We start from the raw sequence: 24,941 nt of genomic DNA on the forward strand, positions 1-24,941 counted from the left end.
TCGAACGCGCCGCCTACGAACTCGAATAAACGCTCTCAGGGAAGCGCGCGGCAGCGCCGCGTGGCCCGACCGACCGGGATATAACAAGATGGATGTATTGCGCCTTTTGCTGGTGTGGCCGCTGCATGCGATCCGCTGGACCTTCCGCCTGCTCGGGCGGTTGCTGCGGCCGGTGTTCGGCAACCTGTCGTGGACCGCACCGGCCTGGGCCGGCGCCACCGGGCGCGCAGTGCGCCGCCGCCCCTGGCATGCGCTCGGCATCGCGGCCGGCGTGCTCGCGCTGGTCGGCGGCGGCTACTGGTATCAGCACCGCCCCAAGACCGTCGCGCCCGACGAGGTCACGTTCAAGGTCACCGCGCCCGCCGTCACGAGCTACGACACCGACGAATCGGGCAAGCCGCTGACCACCGTGCATCCGCTCGACATCGCGTTCTCGCGCTCGGCCGCGCCGATCGAGCAGGTCGGCAAAAGCGTGCCGGACGGCATCGAGATGTCCCCCGCGCTGAAGGGCGAATGGCACTGGAACGACGATCACACGCTGCGCTTCACGCCGGCCGCCGATTGGCCGGTGGGCGCGCACGTCGAGGTGCGCTTCGCGGTGCGCCGCGTGTTCGCGCCGCAAGTGAAGATGGCCGACGACCATTTCGCGTTCGACATCGCCGCCTTCAAGGCCAGCATCGGCAGCACCGAGTTCTATCAGGACCCGAAGAACCCGGCCGCGAAGAAAACCATCATGCAGGTCGGCTTCAACTACCCGGTCGATCCGGCCGCGTTCGAGAAGCGCATCGCGCTGTCGCTGGTCGCGCGCGACGGCAAGACGGTGTCGCCGCTGCGCTATACGGTCAATTACGACGCGCGCCGTATCAACGCGTGGGTCCATTCCCAGCCGCTCGATATTCCGCGCGATCCGCTCACGGCGCGCGTCGACATCGACAAGGGCGTGCGCAGCGCGCGCGGCGGCGACGGCACCCAGGACGTGCTGCACGCCCAGGTGGACGTGCCGGGCCTGTACAGCCTGAAGATCGGCGACGTCACCCCTACCCTGGTCGACAACGATCGCTACGAACCCGAGCAGGTGCTCGTCTCGCAACTGAGCGACGGCGTGCGCGCCGACGATCTGGCCTCGCGCGCCCACGCGTGGGTGCTGCCCAGGCGCAAGCCCGGCGTGCAGCAGGACGCCGACGACGGCCCCTACGACTGGCAGCCGTCCGAAATCGACGACGCGCTGCTCAAGCGCGCAACGCCGCTGCCGCTGGCCACGGTGCCGACCGAGGACGACAGCGCGCCGATGCAGAGCTTCAAGTTCCATGCAACGCCGGGCCAGAAGCTCTACGTGCGCTTCGACGCGGGCCTGAAATCGGCCGGCGGCTACCTGCTCGGCGAGCCGGTGCAGCGTGTGCTGACCGTGCCCGACTATCCGAAGCTGCTGCGCTTCATGGCCGACGGCTCGCTGCTGTCGCTGTCGGGCAGCAAGCGGCTGTCGATCGTCGCGCGCAACCTGCCCGGCATGAAGCTCGAAATCGGCCGCGTGCTGCCCGATCAATTGCAGCATCTGGTCAGCTTCAATCAGGGCAGTTATTCGCAGCCCGAACTGTCGTACAGCTTCAGCGAGGATCACATCGTCGAGCGCTTCATCGACAAGCGCGCGTTCCCGGCCGGCGACCCCGGCAAGGCGCACTACGAAGGCCTCGATCTCGGCCAGTACCTGAAGGACGGCAAGCGCGGCGTGTTCCTGCTGCACCTCGCCGGCTACGATCCGGCCAAGGACAAGAAGGCCAAGAAGGACGACGGCAGCGGCGCGACCGACGGCGACGGCGGTCAGGACAACGACGATTCGGCCGACAACAACAATGGCGACGGCAGCGGCGACGACGCCATGCCGAGCGACACGCGCCTGATCGTGGTGACCGACCTCGGCATGCTCGTCAAGCAGGCGCTCGACGGCAGCCAGGACGTGTTCGTGCAATCGATCCGCACCGGCAAACCGGTTGCAGGCGCAACGGTCTCGCTGCTTGCCGTCAACGGCCAGCCGCTCGCAACACAAACCACCGACGCCGACGGCCAGGTGCATATCCCCACACTCAAGGGCCTCGAACGCGAGAAGCGCCCCGAGCTGTACGTCGTCAGGAAGGACAACGACCTTTCGTTCCTGCCGTTCGCGGGCCGCGACCGCCAGCTCGATTTCTCGCGCTTCGACGTGGGCGGCGAGCGCAACGCCGCGAACCAGGGGCAACTGTCGGCCTATCTGTTCTCCGACCGCGGCCTGTACCGGCCGGGCGACCTGTTCCATATCGGCCTCATCGTGCGCGCCGCGAGCTGGGCGCGCAGCCCGGCCGGCGTGCCCCTGCAGGCCGAGATCGTCGATCCGCGCGGCATCACGGTGGCGCGCCCGCCCGTTTCGATCGACGCCAGCGGCTTCACCTCGCTCGACTACACGCCGGCCGAGACAGCGCCCACCGGCGCGTGGACGATCAACCTCTACATCGTCAAGGACGGCAAGCCCGGCGACGAGCCGATCGGCAGCACCACCGTGCAGGTCAAGGAGTTCGAGCCGGACCGCATGAAGGTGGACGCGCGGCTGTCCGCGCAAACCGCCGACGGCTGGGTCAAGCCCGATGCGCTGAAGGGCGTCGTCGACGCGCGCAACCTGTTCGGCACGCCGGCCGCGAGCCGCCGCGTCGCCGCCACGCTGACGCTGCGGCCCGTGTGGCCCGCGTTCCGCGCCTGGAAGGATTACCACTTCTTCGACGCACGGCGCGCCAAGGAGGGCTACACCACCACGCTGGAAGACGGCAAGACCGACGACAACGGCCACGCCGAATTCGATCTCGATCTGAAGAAATACGCCGACGCCACCTACCAGCTCTACTTCCAGGCCAAGGCCTACGAGGCCGAGGGCGGCCGCAGCGTCGCCGCCAACGCGCAGGCGCTGGTCTCGAACAACGACTGGCTGGTCGGCTATCGCGCGGTGGACGATCTCGGCTACGTGAAGCGCGGCAGCCCGCGCTCGGTCAAGCTGATCGCGATCGATCCGCATGCGCAGGCGATCGCGCTGAAGGACCTGCGCGCGCAACTGGTCGAGCTGCGCTACGTGTCGGTGCTGACACGCCAGGATTCCGGCGCCTACAAGTACGATTCGCGCCTCAAGGAAGTGCCGGTGCAGGAAGCCCCGCTGACGATTCCGGCCGCAGGCCTCGACCTCGCGCTGCGCACCGATCAGCCCGGCAGCTATGCGCTGCGCATCAAGCGCGCCGACGGCACCGAGGTCAATCGGATCGACTACTCGGTGGCCGGCGACGCCAACGTGTCGCGCTCGCTCGATCGCAACGCCGAGTTGCAGATCAACCTCGGCAAGCCGGATTACCAACCCGGCGAGACGATCGACGTGGCGATCCGCGCGCCCTACGCGGGCAGCGGCCTGATCACGATCGAACGCGACAAGGTCTATGCGCACGCGTGGTTCCATGCCGACACCACCAGCTCGGTGCAGCACATCACGGTGCCGGCCGGCTTCGAAGGCAACGGCTACATCAACGTGCAGTTCGTGCGCGATCCGTCGTCGGACGAAATCTTCATGAGCCCGCTCAGTTATGGCGTGGTGCCGTTCTCGGTGAACCTCGACGCGCGCCGCAACAAGCTGGCCGTCGATGCACCCACGCTCGTCAAGCCGGGCGACACGGCCACCTTCACGGTGCATACGCCGGTGCCGTCGAAGGTGGTGGTGTTCGCCGTCGATGAAGGCATCCTGCAGGTCGCGCGCTACAAGCTCGGCGATCCGCTCAAGATGTTCTTCCGCAAACGGATGCTCGAAGTGGGCACCTCGCAGATCCTCGATCTGATCCTGCCGGATTTCGACAAGCTGATGGCGATGGCCGCGCCGGGCGGTGACGCCGACGAGGCGATCGGCCGCCAGCTCAACCCGTTCCGTCGCAAGCACGACAAGCCGGTGGTGTTCTGGTCCGGCATCGTCGACGTGAACGGCGACGCGAAGTTCAGCTACCGCGTGCCCGACTACTTCAACGGGCGGCTGCGCGTGATGGCCGTCTCGGTCGCGCCGGACAAGATCGGCACGGTCGAGAGCGCCACCACCGTGCGCGGCGATTTCGTGCTGAGCCCGAACGTGCCGACCACGCTCGCACCCGGCGACGAAGCCGAAATCAGCGTGGGCGTGGCGAACAACCTCGATGGCGGCGGCAACAAACCGGTGCCGGTCGACGTTGCGCTGAAGCCCGGCGCGCAGTTCCAGGTGGTCGGCGCGGCCAACCAGGCGCTGCCGCTCGCGCCGATGCACGAGGGCGTGGCGCGCTTCCGGATTCGCGCCACCAGCACGCTCGGCAGCGGCCCGCTCGCGTTCACCGCGAGCTACGGCGGCAAGAGCGCGCGGCAAAGCGTGGAGGTGTCGGTGCGCCCCGCCGCGCCGTTCCGCTCGCAGGTGGCGTTCTCGCGCGTCGCGCCGGGCAAGCGCGCCAGCGTGCCGAACCTGCGCGCCATGTACGACGCCTATGCGTCGCGCGACGCGGCTGTCTCCACCGCACCGTTGGTGCTCGGCGAAGGGCTGGCCGCGTACCTGAGCAACTACGACAACTACTGCAGCGAGCAGCTCGTGAGCGCCACGGTGCCGCGCCTGTTCGCCGCGAAATGGCTGTCGGTGCAGGCGCTGATCAACGTGCAGCACGCGCCGTCGGCCGGCGCGGATGCCGCCAACGCCGACGCGCTGAAGACCTTCTTCCAGACCTTGCGCACGCGCCAGAACGCGCAGGGCGGCTTCGGCATCTGGACCGCCACGCCCGACGCCGATCCGTTCGTGTCGGCCTACGCGATGCATGTGCTGATCGATGCGCGCGAGCGCGGCGCCGCCGTGCCGGGCGACATGTTCGACGCCGGCAACGCCTATCTGCAGCAGTTGTCGACCAACGACGCGCTCGGCTCGCTCGACCAGTTGCGGCAGCGCGCGTACGCCGTCTATCTGCTGACGCGCGAGGGCAACGTCACCACCAACGCGCTCGCGGCGGTGCAGAAACGTCTTCAGGATGCCTATCCGAACGACTGGAAGCAGGATCTCGCCGCGGCCTGGCTGGCCGCGTCGTACCAGTTGCTCAAGCAGGACAAGGCCGCCGCCGCGCTGATCGCCGGGCCGCAGGCGCTGCTCGAACGCAAACCGTCGCAGAACGAAGCGTTCCCGAGCGGCTACTACATCGACCCGCTGACGCGCGATGCGTCGGTGCTGTATCTGCTGTCGAAGCACTTCCCCGAGCGGGCCCGCGCACTGTCGCCGCGCGTGCTCGACAACCTGGTGCTGCCGTTGCAGCAGGACCGCTTCAACACGCTGTCGTCGGCCATGACGATCCTCGCGCTCGATGCCTACGCCGGCGCGAATGCGGGCGGCATCGACAAGCTCGCGATCGAGGAGCAGCGCGCCGGCGTCGCGCCGAAGGACATCTCCACCGTGCGCGCGAACCTGTTGCGCACGGCGTCCTGGAACGCGGCGGCCACGCGTGTGGACATCGTCAACGGCGGCACGCAGCCGGCGTGGTGGATCGCGAGCCAGTCCGGCTACGATCGCGCCGCGTCGACCCAGGCGATCAAGGACGGCCTCGAAATCGTGCGCGAGTACACCGACAAGGACGGCAAGCCGCTCGGCAAGATCGCGCTCGGCGACGAGATCGACGTGCACCTGAAGATCCGCGCGACCGGCTCGGCCAGCGTCGGCAACATCGCGATCGTCGATCTGCTACCGGGTGGCTTCGACCCGGTGCTGACGCCGCCCCCGGCGCCCGCCGCCGATACGCAGGACGGCAACGGCGACAGTAACGGCAATGGCGAGGGCGATGGCAGCGCGCCCGCTGCCGACGCCGCCTGGCGCTCGCCGATCGGCGTCGCGGGCTCGACCTGGCAGCCGCAGTACGCCGATATCCGCGACGATCGCGTGGTGATCTACGGCAGCGCGAACACCGACGTGCAGGAGTTCGTCTACCGCATCAAGGCCACCAACGCCGGCAGCTTCGGCGTGCCGCCGGCCTACGGCGAATCGATGTACGACCGCCGGATCCAGGCGCAATCGCCGGGCGGCGCAACGCTGACGGTGCAGCGCGCGCCGTGATGCGGCGTGCGATGCAACGCGTGGCGCGTGCCGCGCGCGAGGTGCTTGCATGAGCGGCCGCCCTGCCTGGCGCGAGCGCGGCCGCGCGGCGTTCGGGACCGTTGCCCGCGGCCTGCGCCGCCGGCACAACGCCGTGGCCGTGATGCTGCTCGTGGGCGCCGTGCTGGTCGGGTTTCGTCTGTGGCCGCACCCGCTGCTGCGCGACTGGAAGCCCACCTCCACGGCCGTCGTCGATGCGAACGGCAAGCTGCTGCGCCTGACGCTCGCCAAGGACGATCGCTATCGGCTCTGGGTGCCGCTCGACCGGATGTCGCCGCAACTCGTCGCGGCCGTGCTGATGCACGAGGATCGCTGGTTCCGCTGGCACCCCGGCTTCAATCCATACGGACTCCTGCGCGGTGCGTGGGTCACCTACGTGCGCGGCGGCAACCCGCAAGGGGGCTCGACGCTGACCATGCAACTGGCGCGCTCGATGTGGCAACTGAACACGCGCTCGCCGCTGGGCAAGCTCGTGCAGGTCGGTCGCGCGCTGCAACTCGAACTGAGCTATTCGAAGCGGCAGATCCTGGAGGCCTACCTCAATCTCGCGCCGTACGGCCGCAACGTCGAGGGCGTGGGCACCGCGAGCCTCGCCTATTTCGACAAACCGGCCGCCGCGCTGACGTTGCCCGAGGCGCTCGCGCTCGCCGTGATTCCTCAGGACCCCGCACGACGCGTGCGCGGCGGCGCCGATCAGACCGAGATCAACCGCGCGCTCGCCGCCTCGCGCAACCGGCTCTACGCCGCCTGGTTGCGCGCGCATCCATCCGATGCCGGCCTGAAGCCGCTGTTCGCGTTGCCGTTCGCGCTGCGGCCGCTCGATGCGATGCCGTTCCTCGCGCCGCATGCGGTCAGTCAGGCGCTGGCCGCGCGCGATGCCGCGCTGCCGGCCGATACCGCCGAAGCCGCCGCAAGCGGCGAGCGCCTCGTCACCACGCTCGATCTCGGCCTGCAACAACTGCTCGAACGGCAGATCCACCGTTACGTCGCGCGCAATGCCGTGCAAGGCGTGCGCAACGCGTCCGCCCTGCTGGTCGACACGCGCGACATGAGCATCAAGGCGATGGTCGGCTCGGCCGACTTCTTCGACCGGTCGATCCACGGCCAGGTCAACGGCACGCAGGCCAAGCGCTCGCCCGGCTCGACGCTGAAGCCGTTCATCTACGGGCTTGGCTTCGACCAGGGCGTGCTGCATCCGCAAACCGTGCTGCGCGACGTGCCGACCTCGTTCGGCCCCTACGCACCCGAGAATTTCGACGGCCATTTCCTCGGCCCGATCACCGCCACCGACGCGCTGAACCGCAGCCGCAACGTGCCGGCCGTGTGGGTGGCGTCGCAACTGAAGAAGCCCGATCTCTACGCATTCCTGCAAAGCGCCGACGTGCGGCTCGCGCGCAGCCCGCAGCATTACGGCCTCGCGCTCGTGCTCGGCGGCGGCGAAGTGACGATGCAGGAACTGGCCGCGCTGTACGCCACGCTCGCCAACGGCGGCGTGTACCGTCCGCTGCGGCTGCGTGCCGACGAGCCGCGCGCTGCGGGCCGCCGGCTGTTCAGCGCCGACGCCAGCTACATGGTGATGGACATGCTGCGCCAGCACCTGCGGCCCGACGAAACCAGCGGCGCGCAGCCGTCGGCGCTGCCCGTCTACTGGAAGACCGGCACCTCGTGGTCGTTCCGCGATGCGTGGACGGCCGGCATCGTCGGGCCTTACGTGCTAATCGTGTGGGTCGGCAATTTCGACAATTCGAGCAACACGGCGTTTATCGGCGTGGACGCGGCCGCCCCGCTGTTCTTCCAGACCATCGACGCGCTGAGCGCCGAACGGCCGCTGGTCGAGCCGCCGCGGCCGGTGCCGGCCGGGCTCAAGCGCGTGCGCATCTGTCTGGCGAGCGGCGATCTGCCGAACGAATGGTGTCCGCAGCAGGGCTGGACCTGGTTCATCCCGGGCGTGTCGCCGATTCGCGTCAGCACCGTGCACCGCCCGGTCGTGATCGACGACGCCACCGGCCAGGCCGCCTGCCCGCCCTACGACGACAAGCGCACGCACGTGGAAATCTACGAGTACTGGCCGTCCGATCTGCAACAGGTGTTCGCCCAGGCCGGCGTTCCGCGCCGCCGGCCGCCGCAGAATCCGGCCTGCCGCGATGCCGGCCAGATGTCGGGCGGGCCGCCGCACATCACGTCGCCGCTGCGCGGCAGCACGTATGCGATGCGGATGAGCACGCCCGACGGCACGCGCATCGCCTTCAACGCCACCGCCGACGCGAGCGCGCACGCGCTGTACTGGTTCGTCGACGACGCCTACGTCGGCCGCAGCCGGCCCGGCGAGCCGCTGTTCTGGCAGCCGGCCACGGTGGGCAGCTATACGGTGCGGGTGGTGGACGACCACGGACGCGGCGATCAGCGGGCGCTCGGGGTGGGAATGGTGCGCTGACGGGCTGGGTCGATGCGTTCGGCGGCGCCGTTTGCGCAATGCAGACATGAAAAACGGGCCTCGACTGAACTGCACCCCGCAAAGTTGGACAGTTGAAGGCTAGACGCCCAAGGGCTGAGTTCTGTATTGCACGGGGCTCAGCCCTTTCAATTTGAGCTTGATGCGTTCGTGATTGTAGTAGTGGATGTAACGCTCCAGCGTGTCGCGCAAATGCTCCACACAAGTGAAGCGATGTCCTTTGTAGCACTCGGACTTGAGCGTGCCGAAGAAGCTTTCCATCGCGGCATTGTCGAGGCAGTTGCCTTTGCGGGACATGCTTTGAGTCAGCTTGCGCCGCTTAAGCTGCCGGCGATACGCCGGCATTCGGTATTGCCAGCCCTGGTCTGAATGCAATAACGGTTTGTCCTTGCGTCTGAGTTTGGTCAGCGCCTTCTTCAGCATGGCGCTGACCAGCTCGAAGCTTGGGCGTTGATCCATCTTGGTAGGCCACGATCTCGCCGTTGTACAGGTCCATTACCGGCGACAGATACAGCTTCTGACCACCGACGTTGAATTCCGTCACGTCCGTTACCCACTTCTGGTTGGCTTTCGTTGCACTGAACTGGCGTTGCAGCAGGTTGGGCGAAGCCTGACCGACCTCACCTCGCCAGGAGCGGTATTTCTTCGGCCGCACCAAGGACTTCAACTGCAATTGCTGCATCAGCCGCTGCACGGCCTTGTGGTTGACGAGATGCCCGGCTTGGCGAATCGCAGCCGTGACGCGTCGATAGCCGTAGCGTCCCTTGTGATGGTCGAATACCGTCCGGATCTTCGCCTTCAGATCGGCATGGCGATCGTTGGCGTTCAGCGTCCCGAGCTGGTAATAGAACGTGCTGCGCGCCAAACCGGCTGCCTTCAGCAGTGCCGCCACCGGATGATGCTGCCTGAGCTCGCGCACTATTTGCGCTTTTTCTTTTGCGCTGCCGGTTTCTTGGCCAGCAACGCATCGAGCTTTTTTAGGTACGCCACCTCCGCGCGCAGATACTCGTTTTCCTTGAGCAATTCCTCGCGCGTGCGTTCATCTGGCGAGCCGGATTCGGTGGGTTTGGGCGGCAGTGAGGTGGCCATCTTTCGGGGGCGCCCTCGTTGGCGAGGGGACAGTGCATCGAGACCGCCCTCATGATACAGACGCTCCCAGCCGGCAACGCAGCCTGCGCCACGAATGTCGAACAAGGCCGACACCCGGCAGTATGACAACTCGTCTTGCCACATGCACTGCAGTACCGACAACTTGAACTTGGCGTCATAGCAAGCGTGCTTCTTACGCAATCCTACGTTGCCATGCTCTCGGTAGCTTGCCACCCAGCGCTGGATGACTGTGCGCCCCACGCCGTGCCGCGCCGCCAGCGATTTGGCGCCGACTCCACCGGCAAGATACTCGTCAACGATGCGCTGTCTGAACTGCTCGTTGTACTTCGTCATGTAAAACACCCAAAGGTTGGACGGGTGTCCAACTTTTGGGGTGCAGTTCAGACGAGGCCCGTTTTCGGGGGGATGCGAGGTTCGGCGAGGCGCTTATTCGTTCTCGTCGAAGTAGTGAGGAGTCGCAGCAAATGGAGGGCCGAATGCAAATAGTGGGGCGAAATGTCGAGGCCGTCGACCGATGACATCATGAATGCAAAAGGGCCCCACTCGGAGGGCCCTTCGTCCTGCTCACGTCTTTGGCTCAACGTTCTGTCGGTTGGTATTTAGAACGGAATCGAAATCGGCTCGGCCGTGCAGGCGAAACAATAGCCCCCGCCGCTGTGGTCCAGGTAATCCGGATGATCGAAGTGCGCCAGACGATCCCAGCTGACAGTCGGCGTGTAAATCACCAAATTTCCGTCGGGCTGGAACGCAAAATAAGCATTCGCATTACCACCTGTATTCGACTGCCAGAGTGCGGCTCCTGCGTCATTCGTCATCGTGAGATTGCCGTCGTTCTGCATCCAGGCCGCCGTCACACCTTTTCCCGCAGTAGCGGTGTACCAAATCGGCGCACCATTTTTATACAGAGCGAAATTCCCGTCTGCTTGCAAAATCAGGAAATACTGGCCAACCGTGTAGCTTGCGCCAACGGGAATCCTGGAATCGGTATGCAAAATGCGGCCCTGATTCGTTTGAACCGAATTCGGATCACTCGTATTGCTTTGCCAAATTGCACGATCCCAATACAGCGCCAAGTTACCGTCGTTCTGCACATTCAGGTACGCACCGGCATGCTCCGTGTTCAATACGAGCAAGGCTACATTCGCTGACGTGTACACAACGAAATTACCATCCGGCTGCATGACAGCCCGGGTTGCACCCTTGTTTGCCGTGCCCGATGCCCACAATGCGCCGGTGGGACCATAAAGTACGAGATTACCATCGGACGCCTGCATATCGAGGCAGTATTGCCCATTCTCCGAGCAAACCTGGGCTCCGAGATAGAGCGTCGTGCCCGTAGGAATAACGGTGGCAAATGCCGGTGACAGGTGCACCAAAAGCAAACCTAAAAACAAAAAAATCCCCTTTTTCACTGCTTTCCTCTCATAAATTTATGATTCGTTTTATCTGCATCGAGCCGGACGCGGAGCGAGGTTACCATATTTTTCAAATTATTACTTCGCGATATCACATTGTATTTATCAAAAAATCAAATTTCTTACAAAAAGAAAGAGATTGCTTAAAGTATCGCCACTCTTATTATTTTTTTGTAATTTTTGTATTTATTTCGTTGGATATCAAAAAGCAGAAAGACGTAAATTACATACCAACATACAAGCATCGTCGTAAAGTCGCTGCCGCGGCGCGGTCATCCTATTCAGATCGAACAAACCTGCGTGGACGGTGGGCACGTCGATAATCATGGTACCCCGCACCGGTCAGCTACCATTCGAGCCGATTAATACGAGGCGCAAGCGTATGCAGCCCGTAGCGGCTTCGTGACAGATCCACCTCGATCGACCGAGGGAACACCAGACAGATCGACGCCCTCGCACGCGATCTGCACATCGGACAGGCATTCGCGTGAAAACTGGAATTCAACTCGACGCCGAGTGACGCGAACGTGTGGCAGCCGGACGTGCCCACAGTCTCGATCACAGTAAATTTGGCGTCCGCGATCGCCCGTAGCGAGCCGACAGGCGTGGCGAGGCAACAATTGGGCGGCGTAGGTTTTAGCGTGGGGGCCACCCGATGAACGTAGTTTTTCGGCGCCGCACTGAAAAATCCAACGCCAGGTTGCCAAGCTTCCTTAGCTTTCCTGCAAAACGCAACTTTCTGTTCCGAGCCTTATGGACAAGGGACTGTAGGCTCATCACCCAGATGCAACAAGGGCCTCCGAAGAGGCCCTGCATCAATCACTCGTTCTCGTCGAAGTAATGCCCGAATTTCGACTGTTTGGTGCGGATATACCGTTCGTTTTCGTCTCGAATCGGCACGGCCAGCGCCACGCGCTCGCTCACGGGAATCCCGTGCGCCACCAACGTGTCGAACTTCTTCGGGTTGTTGCTCATCAGCCGCACCGAGCTCACCTTCAAAATCCGCAGGATCGCAGCGGCCGAATCGTATTCGCGGGAATCGTCGGGCAGGCCCAGGTCGCGGTTCGCCTCGACCGTGTCGCGCCCCTGTTCCTGCAGGGCGTACGCGCGGATCTTGTTGCTGAGGCCGATGCCGCGCCCTTCATGGCCGCGCAGGTACAGCAGCACCCCGCGACCTTCTGCGGCGATATAACGCAGAGCCAAATCGAGCTGCTCGCCGCAGTCGCAGCGGTAAGATCCGAACACGTCACCCGTCAGACATTCCGAGTGCAGGCGCGTCAGCACCGATTGCTGCTCCGCAACGTCGCCAGCCACGAGCGCCAGATGTTCGGCCTCGCTGCCGGTGACGCGAAACGCGTAAGACATGAACGTGCCGTAGCGGGTCGGAAGCGTTGCCGAGGCCACGAGCGTGACGCATTCGTCGGCATGGCGCTCGTCCGCGGACGGCAAGGAAGATTGCGAAGGCATGGAAAGCATCGAAAAATCGGAGTTAAGGAATGTTCTGGGTGGCGCGCTGCCGGAGTTTACCGCTAATCTACGTTAAGCGTTCTACCCCACGTCCGCCCCGTGCGGGCGCTTTTCAATGGGTTCCCCCGGGCATGTCTCCCACCCGGTTTCCGGAGATCGTATGAGCACTACCGTCGCGAATATTCTCAAATCAAAGCCCGATGCCGGCCAAACGGTGCACACGATCGGCAAGGACGAGTCGGTTTACGATGCGTTGAAGTTGATGGCGATCAAGAGCGTCGGCGCGCTCGTCGTGAAGGAAGGCAACGATATCGTCGGCATCGTGACCGAGCGCGATTACGCGCGCAAGGTCGTGCTGCTCGAGCGCTCGTCGAAGGCCACGCGCATCGAGGAAATCATGACCGTGAAGGTGCGCTATGTCGAACCGTCTGCCACCAGCGACGAATGCATGGCGCTGATGACCGAACACCGCATGCGCCACTTGCCGGTGCTCGACAACGGCAAACTGGCCGGCGTGATTTCGATCGGTGACTTGGTCAAGAGCGTGATTGCCGACCAGCAATTCATGATCAGCCAGCTCGAGCATTACATCCACGGCACGCCGATCGGCTCCGACGCCGAATAAGCCCCAAGCCGAACAGGTTGCAAAAAATGCCCAAACGCCTTTCACGTCTGGGCAAAGCCGCCGTGTTGCGGCGACGGAGGTCCTGTTCGGTACACGCCCGCCGGCGGTTCACGCGCGGGCATCAGACCTGATCTGTGGAATCGGTGACGAGGCACGGCCTCGTCATGTCATTGCGCAAGGCCGCGACTTCGCGGCCCGCCGTCACGTCCTGCCTTAATGACCGAAGTAGACGCTGTCCACCGGGTTCGGTGCGTCCACCGCACGGCGGCTGCCCGATTGGGTGCTGGCGACCGGCTGCACGCCATAGCCGCTGGTGTCGGCGTGCGTCAGCGTTTGTTGCGATTGCTGGACGCGCGCTTCGGCGGTCTGGATGTCACGCGGGTATTGCGCGTCGCTGGCGACCGGGTTGTAGCCGGCTTGTTCGAGTTGAACCAGTTGCGCACGAACTTCGGCGCGCGTCACCGGCTGGTTCGACTGAGCGAACGAAGCGACAGGAGCGATGAGAGCCGAAGCGACAACAGCGGTAAGGACGAGCGATTTCATGGTGTTACCTCCGAGATATTGTGTTTTTTGTCGCTTCCGGCAGTGCTGTTTGTCTGAAGCGAACAACTGCAGTGTAGACCTCGCTCAACCAAGGGAAAACACTTAGTCTGGACATACACCGTTGCACAAATAGCAAAAATTCCCCAATATTCTCGCCTGACATTGCCGTCAGCTTGTACATTTGGACAACAATTGCTGACAACTGGATGGCGACTTTCTGACCTCGCCGCCATTTGGCAACGTTATAATGGCCAGGATTTCGTCAAATTCCCCGCCCTTCGTGATGCGCTCGTTCCCCGCCCACCGCCCTGCCTTACGCCGCCGCATTGCCGGCGCGGGCGGGTGTGCGGCCGGTTCGCAACGCGCTCACGCCAAGGTTCCGCAGGCTGCCGCCCGGCGCCCCAGCTGATCCGCCCTGACCCGGGCGCCAGCCAGGCGCCGGGCTCACGTCATTGTCATTTCTGCCGCCGGCCGCGGCATATCACGCTCAAAAAAGGACAAGCTCCATGAAACCCCGTCGCCTGTTGCAACTGACCGAACTCGACGTGGCGCGCCTCGAAAAGCACGCCGAACGCGATTCGCGCCTGCAAGCCACCCTCGATACCCTGCTCGAGCGCGCCGAAATCGTCGGCCCCGAGGCCATGAAATCGGATGTGATCACGATGAACTCACAGTTCTCGTTGACCGACGACACCACCCAAGAAGCCATCACCTGGACGCTCGTGTACCCCGACCAGGCCAACCTCGCCAGCGGCAAGCTGAATGTTTTTTCGCCGGTCGGGCTGGCGCTGCTCGGCGCGCGCAAGGGCGAGCGCGTTGCCGTGACCTTGCCGAATACGGCGGCCGGCACCGTGACCGTGTCCGCCATCGTCTATCAGCCCGAGGCGAGCGGCGATTACACGCGCTGAAGCCGTGCCGCTGCGATCGGGCCATGCACGGTCGCAGGCCGCATCCGGCTGACGATGCGGCAGCCCGTTAACGAAAAAAAGCGCCCGAAGGCGCTTTTTTCATTTGCCAGCCCGGCGGAACTGCCCGGGCAAACGTCATGCTTAGAAGCGGTGACGCAGGCCAACCGTCGCTGCCGTCTGGTTGATGCCCGACGACTGGTTCGACGTGCTCGAGATGAACGAGCCGTTGTAGATCGACGCTTGCGCGCCGCTTGCACGTTGGTACACAGCTTGTGCGTACACGTCGGTGCGCTTCGACAGTGCGTAGTCGGCTTGCAGGCCCACTTGGTTGAAGTGGAAGTTGTGCTGGCCGGTTTCGCCGTTCGAGTACGTGTAAGCCACGCCCAGACCCAGAGCCGGCGTCAGGTTGTACTTGCCGTTGACTTCGTAGTTGTCGATGCGCAGGTTGCCGCCCGAAACCGTGTCGTCCAGACGCGCTTGCGTCCATGCTGCGCCGACTTGCGCCGGGCCGAATGCGTAGCCTGCAGCTGCGCCGTACGTACGGACGCGACCTTGCGTGCCGAACGGGTTGTTGGCGTCAACTGCACCGCCTGCCACCGAGTTCGGGTTGTTCAGTTGCGAGTAGGCACCCGCCAGCTTCAGGCCTTGGAACTGGTACGACACGCCGCCGCTGTATGCACGGTTGTTGCCGAAGTTCGTGTTGTTCGAGAATGCGTACGTGCCGCCGAATTGCAGGCCGGCGTAGTTCGCGCTCGTGAACTTGATCGAGTTGTTCGTTGCGTAGCCGCCGTCGGTGCTCAGGTTGTCGAGGTTGCCGACGTGAGCGAAGTACGTGCCGCCCCACGAGCCGGTTGCCGTCAGCGGTGCCAGGTAGTCCTGGACTGCGTCGTATTGGCGACCCAGCGTGACCGTGCCGTATTGGCTCGACAGACCGACGAACGCTTGACGGTTGAACATGCCGTTGTTGTTGTCGAAGCGGCCGTTACCCAGGTTGAAGCCGCTTTCCAACGTGAAGATTGCCTTCAGGCCGCCGCCGAGGTCTTCCGAACCACGCAGACCGAACAGGCTTTGGTTGACGCCCGTGCCTTCCGAAACGCGCGACTTGCCGGCGACGTTGCTTTGGTACGTGATGCCTGCGTCGAGCACGCCGTACAGCGTGACGCTGCTTTGTGCGTGGGCAACGGTTGCGAACGATGCTGCAGCGGCTGCAACGATCAGAGTCTTCTTCATTCGTGGAGCTCCCTTCATCTAAAAAGAGGCAGGTCTTACGACCTTGTTTCATGAACGGTCTGCAACCGCCCGGAAGCGCCACGAGGACTTCTGCGTGGCGGCGCCCGGATGGTTGGCCGCTCTGGGAACCGTGAGTTTAGGGGTGGACCCTAGGGTCGCCGCACGCGAATAAAGAAATAACTTTTTCTCTAACCAGAAATAATAGAAATGGTAGTCTTCCCTAACCCTTTGTTTTGGCTTGTTTTTTTGATCTCTTGACGCCACCTTTTTGGCGTATCCGCAACACGCATTCGTTTGTGTCAGCATCTTGACGGTTGCAAAGAAACAACAAGGCAAGGGCGGAAAAACCTTCCGAATCAGTAAAAAATGCTCAATTTGCACTTATTTGGTGCAAATAACGCCTCGAATTCTTGCCGGAAACGTTTTCGTCCCGCTTCGTCAACCCACACTCTCGCCCGACACGCCGCGCGTAACAGTCGTTACGACGTCTGTAATGTAACCAGGCTAGTCGTAAGCTAATTTGGCGCTGCGTGCACCGCCCGCCGGGCGGCACCTTTCCTCGAGACGGGAGACTTTCGATGCAACGTCGCAATTTCCTCCGAGCGGCAGCCCTGATCGGCGCCGCACTGGCCGGCGGCACGGCCGTCACCGCGAATGCGCAACCCGCGCCGCCGCCCGGTCGTCCCCCGTCGCCCGGTGGCCGTCCGCCTCCACCACCGGTCGGCGGGCGTCCGAACCGGCCGCCGCCCCCGCTGCGACGCGATCGCCGCCCACCACCGCCGCGCCCGCGCGGCTATGTCTGGGCCGACGGCTACTGGGATTGGCGCAGGGGGAATTACGTGTGGGTGCCGGGGCACTGGGTCGTGGCGCGCCGCGGGCGCCGCTGGGCCGGCGGGCACTGGCAACAGCAAGGGCCGGCGTGGGTGTTCGTGCCCGGCGGCTGGCGCTGAGATCGGACGCGGCGCCTCGGCGAAACCGGTGCGCCGCGCGCAACACACTATATATATAGTCAGCGCGGAACCGGCGTCACTTTGGCTTGTCGAAGCGGCGCCTCGCCGCCGCCCCTTTCGGCTCACATGCAGCCACGCCGGCTTCGATCGATTTCCGCTAACGATATGCGGGCGCGCCGACACCGCCGACGTTGCAGCCCGCACCGGCCACGCCGGAACCGCCTTCACCGGCGTCATCGCATCCACCTCGACGCTGCCGCGCGCGCCGTCGCCGCCATGCCTGCCGGCGTCATTTGCTAATCGGGATTCGTCCGTTCATCGCCACGCGGCCTTTGCCTAGCATCGGCCTTCGCGACTGTGTCCGCGCCTCGCGCGCCGCAGCGATCGCCAACCGTGGAGAATTCCTTGAGCACCCTCGACTTCGATCCGTCGCTCTCGACGCCGATCCGTTCCGCGAGCGACGTTTCGCGCCTGATCAACACCAGCACCAGCCGGGCGAGCCATGCGCGCGTAATCGTGCTGCTTGCGCTCGGCGGCGTGTTCCTCGACGCCTACGACCTGACCACGCTGTCCTACGGCATTCAGGACGTGGTGCGCGAATTCGGCCTCACGCCTGCGCTGACCGGCCTCGTCACCTCGTCGATCATGATCGGCACGATCCTCGGCAGCCTCGTCGGCGGCTGGTTCACCGACCGGATCGGCCGCTACCGCGTGTTCATGGCCGACATGCTGTTTTTCGTGGTGGCCGCGATCGCGGCCGGTCTCGCGCCGAACGTGTGGGTGCTGATCGCGGCGCGCTTCGTGATGGGCCTCGGCGTGGGCATCGACCTGCCGGTGGCGATGGCTTTCCTGTCCGAGTTTTCGAAGTTTCAGGGGCGTGGCAACAAGGCCTCGCGGCTCGCGGCCTGGTGCCCGATGTGGTACGCGGCGTCATCCGTGTGCTTCCTGATCGTGTTCGGGCTGTATTTCGCGCTGCCGGCCGAGCATATCGGCTGGCTCTGGCGCGCCTCGCTGATTTTCGGCGCGGTGCCGGCGCTCGTGATCATCGCGGTGCGGCACCGCTTCATGAACGAATCGCCGCTGTGGGCCGCGAACCAGGGCAAGCTCGACGATGCAGCGCGCATCCTGCGCGAGTCCTACGGCATCCATGCGCACAAGGCCGCCGACGCCACCGCGCCGCCCGAACCGCCGCGCGTCAGCTTTCGCGTGCTGTTCCGGCGCCCGTACCTGGCCCGCACGCTGGTGGCCAGCGCGATGAACCTGTGCATTCCGTTCGAATACACGGCGATCGCGTTCTTCCTGCCGTCGATCCTGTCGCAATTCCTCGGCGCGGGCGTGTTCGAGACGATTTCGGCCTCGCTCGCGCTGAACCTGCTGTTCGCGCTGACGGGCGGCTTGCTCGGCATGCGCCTCGCCTATCGCCGGCCATCGCGGCAAGTGGCGATCGCCGGTTTCGCGATCCAGTTCGTGTCGCTGGTCGCGCTCGCGCTGCTCGGCCATCCGCAGACGGCGCTCGGCATCGGCCTCGCACTGGCGATGCTCGGCGCCTGGCTGTTCGCGGAAGGCTTCGGGCCGGGCGCGCAGATGATGATCTATCCGGCGCTGTCGTATCCCACCGCGATCCGCGGCACCGGCATCGGCTTCGGCCGCGCGCTGGCCGGCGCGGGCAGCGCGCTCGCGCTGTTCGTGCTGCCGATCCTGAAGGCGCACTACGACACCGGGATGTTCTGGATCGTGTCGCTGTCGGCGCTGATTCCAATCGGATTCCTGATCATCGTGCGCTTCGAGCCGACCCGGCACGACATCGACGACGGCACCGCGCACGCGCAGCCGCTGCGCTGAGGCGGCGTTTCGCCTTGCGTCTTACGACGCGCTCGACACGGCGGACCCAATCGCGCCCGCACCGCCGCGAGCCGCCGTGACCAGACCGTCCAGCCAGTCCTGATGTCCATTGAGCATCGGGTTGGGCCGCGCTTTCGCCAGATCCTCGGCAGGCCGGCCCTTTTGCGTTTCCTGGGTCAGGATGCGCACTCGGCCGCCATCGAGATCCTCGAACAGCCATGCGTGATGGACATCGAGCCGCGCCGCCTCGCCCGGCTCGCCGGCCCAGCCGTGCCAGGCCAGCCGGCCCGGTGCGCCCGCCGAAGGCGCCACGCACTCGGTCACTTCGGCCTCCACCGGAAACCCGAACGTGCGAAACCGGAACCGCAGGCCCGCTTCGAGCGCCGGCCCCTTGCCACCGTCGAAGCCGATCTCGGCGGAATTCTCGTAGTAGCCGGGCCAGCGGGTCGCCTCGGCCAGCCAGGGCCAGACCTCGGCGGCACGCAGGCCCGCCACGATCACTTCGTTGGACACAAAATTCTCGGTGGTGCCCGGCAGATAGCCTGCGGGCCAAATGATCTCGTTCATCGTGTTCACTCGTCGGGTTCGGAATCGGTTCAAAACGGGCGGGGACTCTCGGGCCACCGCTCTGCCAACCGAATCTTGGCCGCCCGGCTAAAATCACTCCAATCGATTGTCGTGATTTTTGATATTCAAGCGAGTGATAACACCATGCACGACCTGAACTTGCTGAAGGCGCTCGATGCGCTGCTCGACGAGCGCAACGTCACGCGCGCGGCGCAGCGCCTGTCGCTGACGCAGCCGGCCGTCAGCGCGATGCTGACGCGCTTGCGCGAAAGCTTCGACGATCCGCTGTTCGTGCGCACCCAGCGCGGCATCACGCCGACCGAGCGCGCGCTCGAACTGCAAGGGCCGGTCAAGCAGGTGCTGGCCGACATCGAGACGATGCTGCGGCCGCCGTCGTTCGATCCCGCTTCGGCCGACATGACCGTGACGATCGCCGCGACCGACTACGCGTTGCAGGCCGTGGTCGTGCCGCTGCTGCCGGTACTGCGCGAGCAGGCGCCCGGCATTCGGGTGGCCGTGCTGCCGGCGCGGCAGGAACAACTGGCCGCACGCATGCAGCGCGGCGATATCGATCTGGCGATCGTCACGCCCGACATGACGCCGCCCGAACTGCACGCGCGGCGGCTTTACGAGGAGCGCTATGTCTGCATGATGCGGGCCGGCCACCCTGCCGCAGCCGCCGGGGCGTTGACGCTCGACGCATTCTGCGCGCTCGATCACGCGCTGGTTTCGTACACCGGCGGCAGCCTCAGCGGCGTGACCGATACGGCGTTGGCCGAGCTGGGCCGCAGCCGGCGCGTGACGGTGTCGGTGACGAGCTTTCTGGTGCTGCCCGATATCCTCGGTGCGAGCGACCTGATTGCGGTGGTGCCGGCGCGGCTTGCGGCGCATGCGAAGGGATTCGCCGTGCTGTCGCCGCCGATCGCAATTCCGGGTTTTACCAAAACACTGGCGTGGCATGAGCGCACGCATCGCGCGCCGGGGCATCAGTGGTTGCGGGGAGTGATTGCGGGGACGGTGAGTGGCGGCGAGGGGGAAATCACGACCCGATCGCATGTGCCGGGCTGACGCACGCCGCACGCCATCGTGACATGATGCCAAACCGAAACGCGAAACCTCGCGTCGCCGCTCCCATCCTTTTTCGAGGCTCTTTCCCTCATGAATTCAGCCGCCAACGCCGCCCCTTCGTGGACCGCCGCCCCGCTCGTCTGGGGTACCGGCCCGCGTGTCTTCGACGTGTTCCTGGAACCGACCTGCCCGTTCTCGGTGAGAGCATTCGGCAAGCTCGACGCGCTGCTGCAGGCGGCCGGCGAAGATCGCATCACGATCAGGATTCGTCTGCAATCGCAGCCGTGGCATCTGTATTCCGGCGTGATCGTGCGCTGCATCCTCGCCGCATCGACACTGCCGGACGGACGCGAAGCCGCGAAGGCGGTGCTCGCCGCGGTGGCGGCGCATCGTGAGGCGTTCGAATTCACGCATCACGCCGGCGGCCCGAACCTCGACGCCACGCCGAACGACATCATTGCGCGAATCGAGCGCTACAGCGGCATCGCCCTGCGCGACGCGTTCTCGATTCCGGATCTCGATCGCGAAATCAAATGGCATGCGAAATATGCACGCCAGAATGGCATTCACGTCTCGCCGACGTTCATGATCGACGGCTTGATCGAGCCGAAGCTCGGCAGCGGGGATGACGTGTCGGTGTGGGTCGAACGCCTGCGTTGATCGCGTCGCGACGGCGCTGGCGTTTCATCACGCCGAGCGGCAGGCGCGGATGTTTTTCGCCGAGACACCGTCACCATCGTTCGTTTCCCTGAACCGCCGAAACCCTTCGCATTACCGATTGTTTCTTGCGAACGGAAAGCTTTGTCGGCACATTGCATCGTTCGTGCAAGCCGCCACCGCGGCTCGCCGTCGTCGCATTGAAAGGCGCGGCCTCGCACGGTTTTAGTGCGCGGCCGCGCCACCCCGCACCGGCCTTGGTTCGCCGGCCGCCATCGGGCAACGGCCACGGCGCACCGATTATTCCGTTGCACGCGGCCAATCCCGCCGTGCGCCGTACACGTCACGCTACCCGCCGCTCACCTGAAAGACGCGGTAACCAGCACCCCGAATCGGCTTGCTATCGTCACTGGATTTCCTCCCTTCGCGCCCGGCGCGAGGCAACTGCTCATCCAGCACCGGCCAACGATGGAACACGCGGAAATGCTTGCGCTCGCAACGGCCCACCATATGGCGGGCCGCTTCGGCGATGCGCGCGACCTGTACGAACACGCGCTCGCGGCCGAACCCGGCGACGCGGACCTGATGTTTCGTCTCGGCGTGCTCGACATGCAATGCGGCGCGCACGACCATGCGCTCGACTGGCTCGACCGTGCGCTGTCTTGCGCGCCGCACCGCGCCCGCTATCACCTCGCACGCGGCCATGTGTTCACGGCTGCACGGCGCCACGCCGACGCGATCGACGCCTACCGGCAAGCGCTGGCGATCGAGATCGATTCTCCCGACGCGCTGTTCGCGCTCGCCTCCGCGCTACAGGCAACCGCCGACTATCCGGCCGCCATCGATGCCTATGCGGCCGTGCTGGCGCTCGACCCGAACCGGGCCGACGCGCTCGGCCGGCTCGGCAACTGCCACGCGCGGCAAGGCGATCCGGATGCAGCGCAAACGGCGTATCGGCGCGCGCTGGCCCTGAACCCGGCGGACCCCGACACGCTGACCAACCTCGGCGCGCTGGTGCTGGCGGGGGGCATGCCGGCGACGCACTGAGCTGGCTGACGGCGGCCGTGCAAGCCGCGCCGCAATCGGTCAGCGCGCTGACGAACCTCGGCGTGGCGCAGCACCGGCACGGCGATTTCGCGGCGAGCGCCGCGTCGCTGGCCCGCGCGCTCGAACTCGATCCGGCCGCGCCCGAGGCGTCGTACAACCTCGGCAACGCGCTGCACGCGCTCGGCCAACGGCAGGATGCGCTGGCGCATTACCTGCGTGCAATCGAACTGACGCCCACGCACGCCGACGCCTACAACAACCTCGGCATCGTCTGCCGCGAACTGGGGCACGCGCACGAAGCGGCGCAGGCGTTCGACGCGGCGATCGCCGTGCGCCCCGGCTTCACGGCCGCGCTCAACAACCTGGCCGCCGTGTTGCGCACGCTCGGCGCAATGGACGAGGCCGAAGCGCGCCTGCGCGACGTGCTCGCGGCCACGCCGCGGCACGCGGTGACGCTCAACAACCTCGGCAACGTGCTGAAGGATCAGGGCCGCCTCGACGAAGGCATCGCGTGCTACCGCCGCGCGCTCGAAGCGGACCCCGGCAACGTGGTGGCGCACAGCAACCTCGCCTACGCGCTGTGTTTTCAGTCGGCGCATCCCGACGCGCCGCTCGCCGAAGCGCGTCGCTGGTCGGCTCAGCATGAAGCGCCGTTGCACGCCGAACGGCAGCCGCATCCGAACGACGCCACGCCGTCGCGCCGCCTGCGGATCGGCTATCTGTCGTCCGATTTTCGTCACCATTGCCAAGCGCTTTTCATGCAGCCGCTGCTGTCGCATCACGATCACGCGCGCTTCGAGATCGTCTGTTATTCGAGCGTGGTGCGCCCCGATGCGCTGACGCGGCAACTTGCGGCGCATGCCGATGTCTGGCGCGACGTGAGCCTGCTCGATGATGCCGCGCTCGCACGGCAGATTCGCGACGACCGGATCGACATCCTGATCGACCTCGGCATGCACATGGCCGACGGCCGGCCGCTGCTGTTCGCACGCAAGCCGGCGCCGGTGCAGATCGCGTGGCTGGCCTATCCGGGCACGACCGGCATCGAGGCGATCGACTACCGGCTGACCGACCCGTGGCTCGACCCGGACGGCTCGGATGCTGCGTACACCGAACGATCGCTGCGCCTGCCCGACACGTTCTGGTGCTACGACCCGCTGGACGGCACGCCGGACGTCAACGCCCTGCCCGCGCTGACCAACGGCCATCCGACCTTCGGATGCCTGAACAACCCGTGCAAGCTCGGCGACGCCACGCTGCGGCTATGGGGCGAGGTGATGCGCGAGCTGGGCACGGCGCGGCTGATCCTGCTCGCGCCGGAAGGATCGGCGCGCACGCACCTGCTGGCGCGCCTCGAACGCCACGGCATCGCGGCCGAGCGCGTCACGTTCACGCCGTTCCAGCCGCGCAACCGCTATCTGGAGACGTATCACCACATCGACATCGGCCTCGATACGATCCCGTACAACGGCCACACGACGAGCCTCGATGCGTACTGGATGGGCGTGCCGGTCGCCACGCGCGTGGCCGATACGGTGGTGGGCCGCGCCGGGTTGAGCCAATCGGAAAACCTGGGGTTGCGCGAGATTGCCGCCGACAACGACGCGCGCTTCGTCGAGATCGCGGTGGCACTGGCGCGCGACCTGCCGCGCCTGGCCGAATTGCGCGCCGGCTTGCGCGCGCGCCTCGCGGCCTCACCGTTGATGGACGGCGCGCGCTTCGCGGCGCAGGTCGAAGCCGCGTATCGCGAAGCGTGGCAATCCTGGTGCGATCAGGCCACCGGCGTCAGCAAGGCCTCGCCGCTCGCATAAGCCGCCAGGTTCGCGAGGAACAGCGCGGCCATCGCCTCGCGCGTCTCGTGCGTGCCGCTCGCCGTGTGCGGTGCCAGCACCACGTTGTCGAGGCCGAGCAGTTCGGCCGGCACGGCCGGCTCATCGTCGAACACGTCGAGCGCGGCGCCCGCGATGCGCCGGTTGAGCAGCGCATCGACGAGCGCCGCCTGATCGACCACGCTGCCGCGCGCCACGTTCACGAGCTGCCCGTTCGGGCCGAGCGCGTCGAGCACGCCGGCATCGACCACATGGCGCGTTTGCACGCCGCCCGGTAGCGCCAGGATCAGCACATCGGCCGCCGCGGCCAGTTCGCGCAGCGACGGGTAGTAGTCGTACGCGAGATCCGTCTTGCGGTTCGGGCCGTGATAGGCCACGCGCATGCCGCAGGCGGCCACGCGCTTGGCGATCTCGCGGCCGATGCCGCCCATCCCGACGATCCCGCACAGCTTGCCGCCAAGCTTGGTGCCGAGCGGCAGGCGCGCGTTCGCCCACTTGCCGTCGCGCACGAAGCGGTCCCCTTCCACCACGCGCCGCGACAGCCCGAGCAACAGCCCCAGCGCAAAATCGGCCACGCATTCGTTGAGCACGCCGGGCGTGTTGGTGACGGCCACGCCGTGTGCGCGCGCCGCGTCGAGATCGATCGGATCGGTGCCCACGCCGAAGCTGACAATCAGCTTGAGGTTCGGCAACGCGCCGATCAGTTCGGCGTTCGCGCCATACGCGCCGCTGGTGGCGATGACCTCGAATTCGCCGGCCCGCTCCGCGAGGAAGGCAGCGCGATCGGGGGCGGCCCACAGGCGGGCCACGTCATGATGCTCGGCCAGCGCATGCATCACGCGATCCGACAACGCACCCACGGCAAGCACCTTCAAGCGGCGCACGTGACGATCTTGTTCCATTTCGGTTTTCCCTTTGCTCAGGTTGCCGGGCAACGCACGGCAGTGACGGTGGTGGCGACATTTTCCAACGTCGCGGGCGATCGTGCACGCAAAACCCGGCAGCGCCGCCCATCGCATCGCTCATATCGATCACACAATTCCTTGGTTGTCCGAAGCCCGCCGCGTATCTAGTGTGTGGGGCTCCTGACCT

General features: G+C 65.4%; 16 protein-coding genes and 1 pseudogene. 10 read left to right on the plus strand and 7 right to left on the minus strand.

Annotation, left to right across the window (positions count from 1 at the left end; translation table 11 throughout):
* Nucleotides 1-88: 88 nt before the first annotated feature.
* Together AB4850_RS09420 and pbpC are read left to right on the plus strand one after the other, a co-directional pair.
* The gene (locus AB4850_RS09420; protein ID WP_414439554.1) at nt 89-6,100 is read left to right on the plus strand and encodes an MG2 domain-containing protein; all 6,012 of its coding nucleotides are present in this window, start codon (nt 89-91) and stop codon (nt 6,098-6,100) included.
* 142 nt (nt 6,101-6,242) lie between these two features.
* Complete coding sequence (gene pbpC, locus AB4850_RS09425; RefSeq protein ID WP_414441994.1) at nt 6,243-8,573, plus strand: penicillin-binding protein 1C; 2,331 nt, start codon at nt 6,243-6,245, stop codon at nt 8,571-8,573.
* Between the two features lie 99 nt (nt 8,574-8,672).
* Here the strand turns inward: pbpC and AB4850_RS09430 are convergent.
* The 3 genes and pseudogenes from AB4850_RS09430 to ribA form a co-directional block, all read right to left on the minus strand.
* A pseudogene (locus AB4850_RS09430) lies at nt 8,673-10,034 on the minus strand (IS3 family transposase).
* 266 nt (nt 10,035-10,300) lie between these two features.
* The gene (locus AB4850_RS09435; RefSeq protein WP_414439555.1) at nt 10,301-11,113 is read right to left on the minus strand and encodes a curculin (mannose-binding) lectin; all 813 of its coding nucleotides are present in this window, start codon (nt 11,111-11,113) and stop codon (nt 10,301-10,303) included.
* Nucleotides 11,114-11,935: 822 nt separating this feature from the next.
* Nucleotides 11,936-12,583, minus strand: coding sequence for a GTP cyclohydrolase II (gene ribA, locus AB4850_RS09440; protein ID WP_414439556.1), 648 nt, complete (start codon nt 12,581-12,583; stop codon nt 11,936-11,938).
* A 160-nt stretch (nt 12,584-12,743) separates the two neighbouring features.
* Between ribA and AB4850_RS09445 the strand changes: the two genes are divergently transcribed.
* Nucleotides 12,744-13,208 (plus strand): CBS domain-containing protein, encoded by a 465-nt coding sequence (locus AB4850_RS09445; RefSeq protein WP_414439557.1) that lies wholly within the window; start codon nt 12,744-12,746, stop codon nt 13,206-13,208.
* A gap of 213 nt (nt 13,209-13,421) precedes the next feature.
* Here AB4850_RS09445 and AB4850_RS09450 read toward each other — a convergent pair whose 3' ends face one another.
* The gene (locus AB4850_RS09450) at nt 13,422-13,751 is read right to left on the minus strand and encodes a DUF4148 domain-containing protein (RefSeq protein ID WP_414439558.1); all 330 of its coding nucleotides are present in this window, start codon (nt 13,749-13,751) and stop codon (nt 13,422-13,424) included.
* Nucleotides 13,752-14,257: 506 nt separating this feature from the next.
* Here AB4850_RS09450 and AB4850_RS09455 point away from each other — a divergent pair.
* Complete coding sequence (locus tag AB4850_RS09455) at nt 14,258-14,659, plus strand: GreA/GreB family elongation factor (RefSeq protein WP_414439559.1); 402 nt, start codon at nt 14,258-14,260, stop codon at nt 14,657-14,659.
* Between the two features lie 141 nt (nt 14,660-14,800).
* On the opposite strand, the gene AB4850_RS09460 is transcribed toward AB4850_RS09455, so the two are convergent.
* The gene (locus tag AB4850_RS09460; RefSeq protein WP_414439560.1) at nt 14,801-15,889 is read right to left on the minus strand and encodes a porin; all 1,089 of its coding nucleotides are present in this window, start codon (nt 15,887-15,889) and stop codon (nt 14,801-14,803) included.
* A gap of 578 nt (nt 15,890-16,467) precedes the next feature.
* On the opposite strand from AB4850_RS09460, the gene AB4850_RS09465 reads away from it, so the two are divergent.
* A complete protein-coding gene (locus AB4850_RS09465; protein WP_414439561.1) occupies nt 16,468-16,839 on the plus strand; it encodes a twin-arginine translocation signal domain-containing protein in 372 nt (123 codons plus the stop codon).
* 405 nt (nt 16,840-17,244) lie between these two features.
* On the plus strand, nt 17,245-18,681 hold the full coding sequence (locus tag AB4850_RS09470) for an MFS transporter (protein ID WP_414439562.1): 1,437 nt from the start codon (nt 17,245-17,247) through the stop codon (nt 18,679-18,681).
* A gap of 21 nt (nt 18,682-18,702) precedes the next feature.
* On the opposite strand, the gene AB4850_RS09475 is transcribed toward AB4850_RS09470, so the two are convergent.
* Entirely contained in the window at nt 18,703-19,248 is a 546-nt protein-coding gene (locus AB4850_RS09475) for an SRPBCC domain-containing protein (RefSeq protein WP_414439563.1), read from the minus strand.
* A gap of 144 nt (nt 19,249-19,392) precedes the next feature.
* Between AB4850_RS09475 and AB4850_RS09480 the strand changes: the two genes are divergently transcribed.
* The 4 genes from AB4850_RS09480 to AB4850_RS09495 all read left to right on the plus strand — a co-directional run bounded on the left by AB4850_RS09480 (nt 19,393) and on the right by AB4850_RS09495 (nt 23,831).
* Nucleotides 19,393-20,316: a LysR family transcriptional regulator gene (locus AB4850_RS09480; RefSeq protein ID WP_414439564.1), complete on the plus strand. Its 924-nt coding sequence runs from the start codon at nt 19,393-19,395 to the stop codon at nt 20,314-20,316.
* A gap of 90 nt (nt 20,317-20,406) precedes the next feature.
* Nucleotides 20,407-20,976: a DsbA family protein gene (locus tag AB4850_RS09485; protein WP_414439565.1), complete on the plus strand. Its 570-nt coding sequence runs from the start codon at nt 20,407-20,409 to the stop codon at nt 20,974-20,976.
* A 480-nt stretch (nt 20,977-21,456) separates the two neighbouring features.
* On the plus strand, nt 21,457-22,020 hold the full coding sequence (locus tag AB4850_RS09490; protein WP_414439566.1) for a tetratricopeptide repeat protein: 564 nt from the start codon (nt 21,457-21,459) through the stop codon (nt 22,018-22,020).
* 17 nt (nt 22,021-22,037) lie between these two features.
* Nucleotides 22,038-23,831, plus strand: a complete 1,794-nt coding sequence (locus AB4850_RS09495; protein ID WP_414439567.1) for a tetratricopeptide repeat protein — start codon at nt 22,038-22,040, stop codon at nt 23,829-23,831.
* Here the strand turns inward: AB4850_RS09495 and AB4850_RS09500 are convergent.
* Nucleotides 23,792-24,751 (minus strand): 2-hydroxyacid dehydrogenase, encoded by a 960-nt coding sequence (locus tag AB4850_RS09500; RefSeq protein WP_414439568.1) that lies wholly within the window; start codon nt 24,749-24,751, stop codon nt 23,792-23,794. The genes AB4850_RS09495 and AB4850_RS09500 overlap by 40 nt on opposite strands.
* Between the last annotated feature and the right edge of the window lie 190 nt (nt 24,752-24,941).

The sequence above is a fragment of the Burkholderia sp. 22PA0106 genome (assembly GCF_047497155.1).
GTDB lineage: Bacteria > Pseudomonadota > Gammaproteobacteria > Burkholderiales > Burkholderiaceae > Burkholderia.

What these genes read in the sequence shown, in the direction of transcription:
- AB4850_RS09420 (WP_414439554.1), top strand. Translation starts at nt 89, where the DNA reads ATGGATGTATTGCGCCTTTTGCTGGTGTGGCCGCTGCATGCGATCCGC.
- pbpC (WP_414441994.1), top strand. Translation starts at nt 6,243, where the DNA reads ATGCTGCTCGTGGGCGCCGTGCTGGTCGGGTTTCGTCTGTGGCCGCAC.
- ribA (WP_414439556.1), bottom strand. Translation starts at nt 12,583, where the DNA reads ATGCCTTCGCAATCTTCCTTGCCGTCCGCGGACGAGCGCCATGCCGAC.
- AB4850_RS09445 (WP_414439557.1), top strand. Translation starts at nt 12,744, where the DNA reads ATGAGCACTACCGTCGCGAATATTCTCAAATCAAAGCCCGATGCCGGC.
- AB4850_RS09450 (WP_414439558.1), bottom strand. Translation starts at nt 13,751, where the DNA reads ATGAAATCGCTCGTCCTTACCGCTGTTGTCGCTTCGGCTCTCATCGCT.
- AB4850_RS09455 (WP_414439559.1), top strand. Translation starts at nt 14,258, where the DNA reads ATGAAACCCCGTCGCCTGTTGCAACTGACCGAACTCGACGTGGCGCGC.
- AB4850_RS09460 (WP_414439560.1), bottom strand. Translation starts at nt 15,889, where the DNA reads ATGAAGAAGACTCTGATCGTTGCAGCCGCTGCAGCATCGTTCGCAACC.
- AB4850_RS09465 (WP_414439561.1), top strand. Translation starts at nt 16,468, where the DNA reads ATGCAACGTCGCAATTTCCTCCGAGCGGCAGCCCTGATCGGCGCCGCA.
- AB4850_RS09475 (WP_414439563.1), bottom strand. Translation starts at nt 19,248, where the DNA reads ATGAACGAGATCATTTGGCCCGCAGGCTATCTGCCGGGCACCACCGAG.
- AB4850_RS09480 (WP_414439564.1), top strand. Translation starts at nt 19,393, where the DNA reads ATGCACGACCTGAACTTGCTGAAGGCGCTCGATGCGCTGCTCGACGAG.
- AB4850_RS09485 (WP_414439565.1), top strand. Translation starts at nt 20,407, where the DNA reads ATGAATTCAGCCGCCAACGCCGCCCCTTCGTGGACCGCCGCCCCGCTC.
- AB4850_RS09490 (WP_414439566.1), top strand. Translation starts at nt 21,457, where the DNA reads ATGCTTGCGCTCGCAACGGCCCACCATATGGCGGGCCGCTTCGGCGAT.
- AB4850_RS09500 (WP_414439568.1), bottom strand. Translation starts at nt 24,751, where the DNA reads ATGGAACAAGATCGTCACGTGCGCCGCTTGAAGGTGCTTGCCGTGGGT.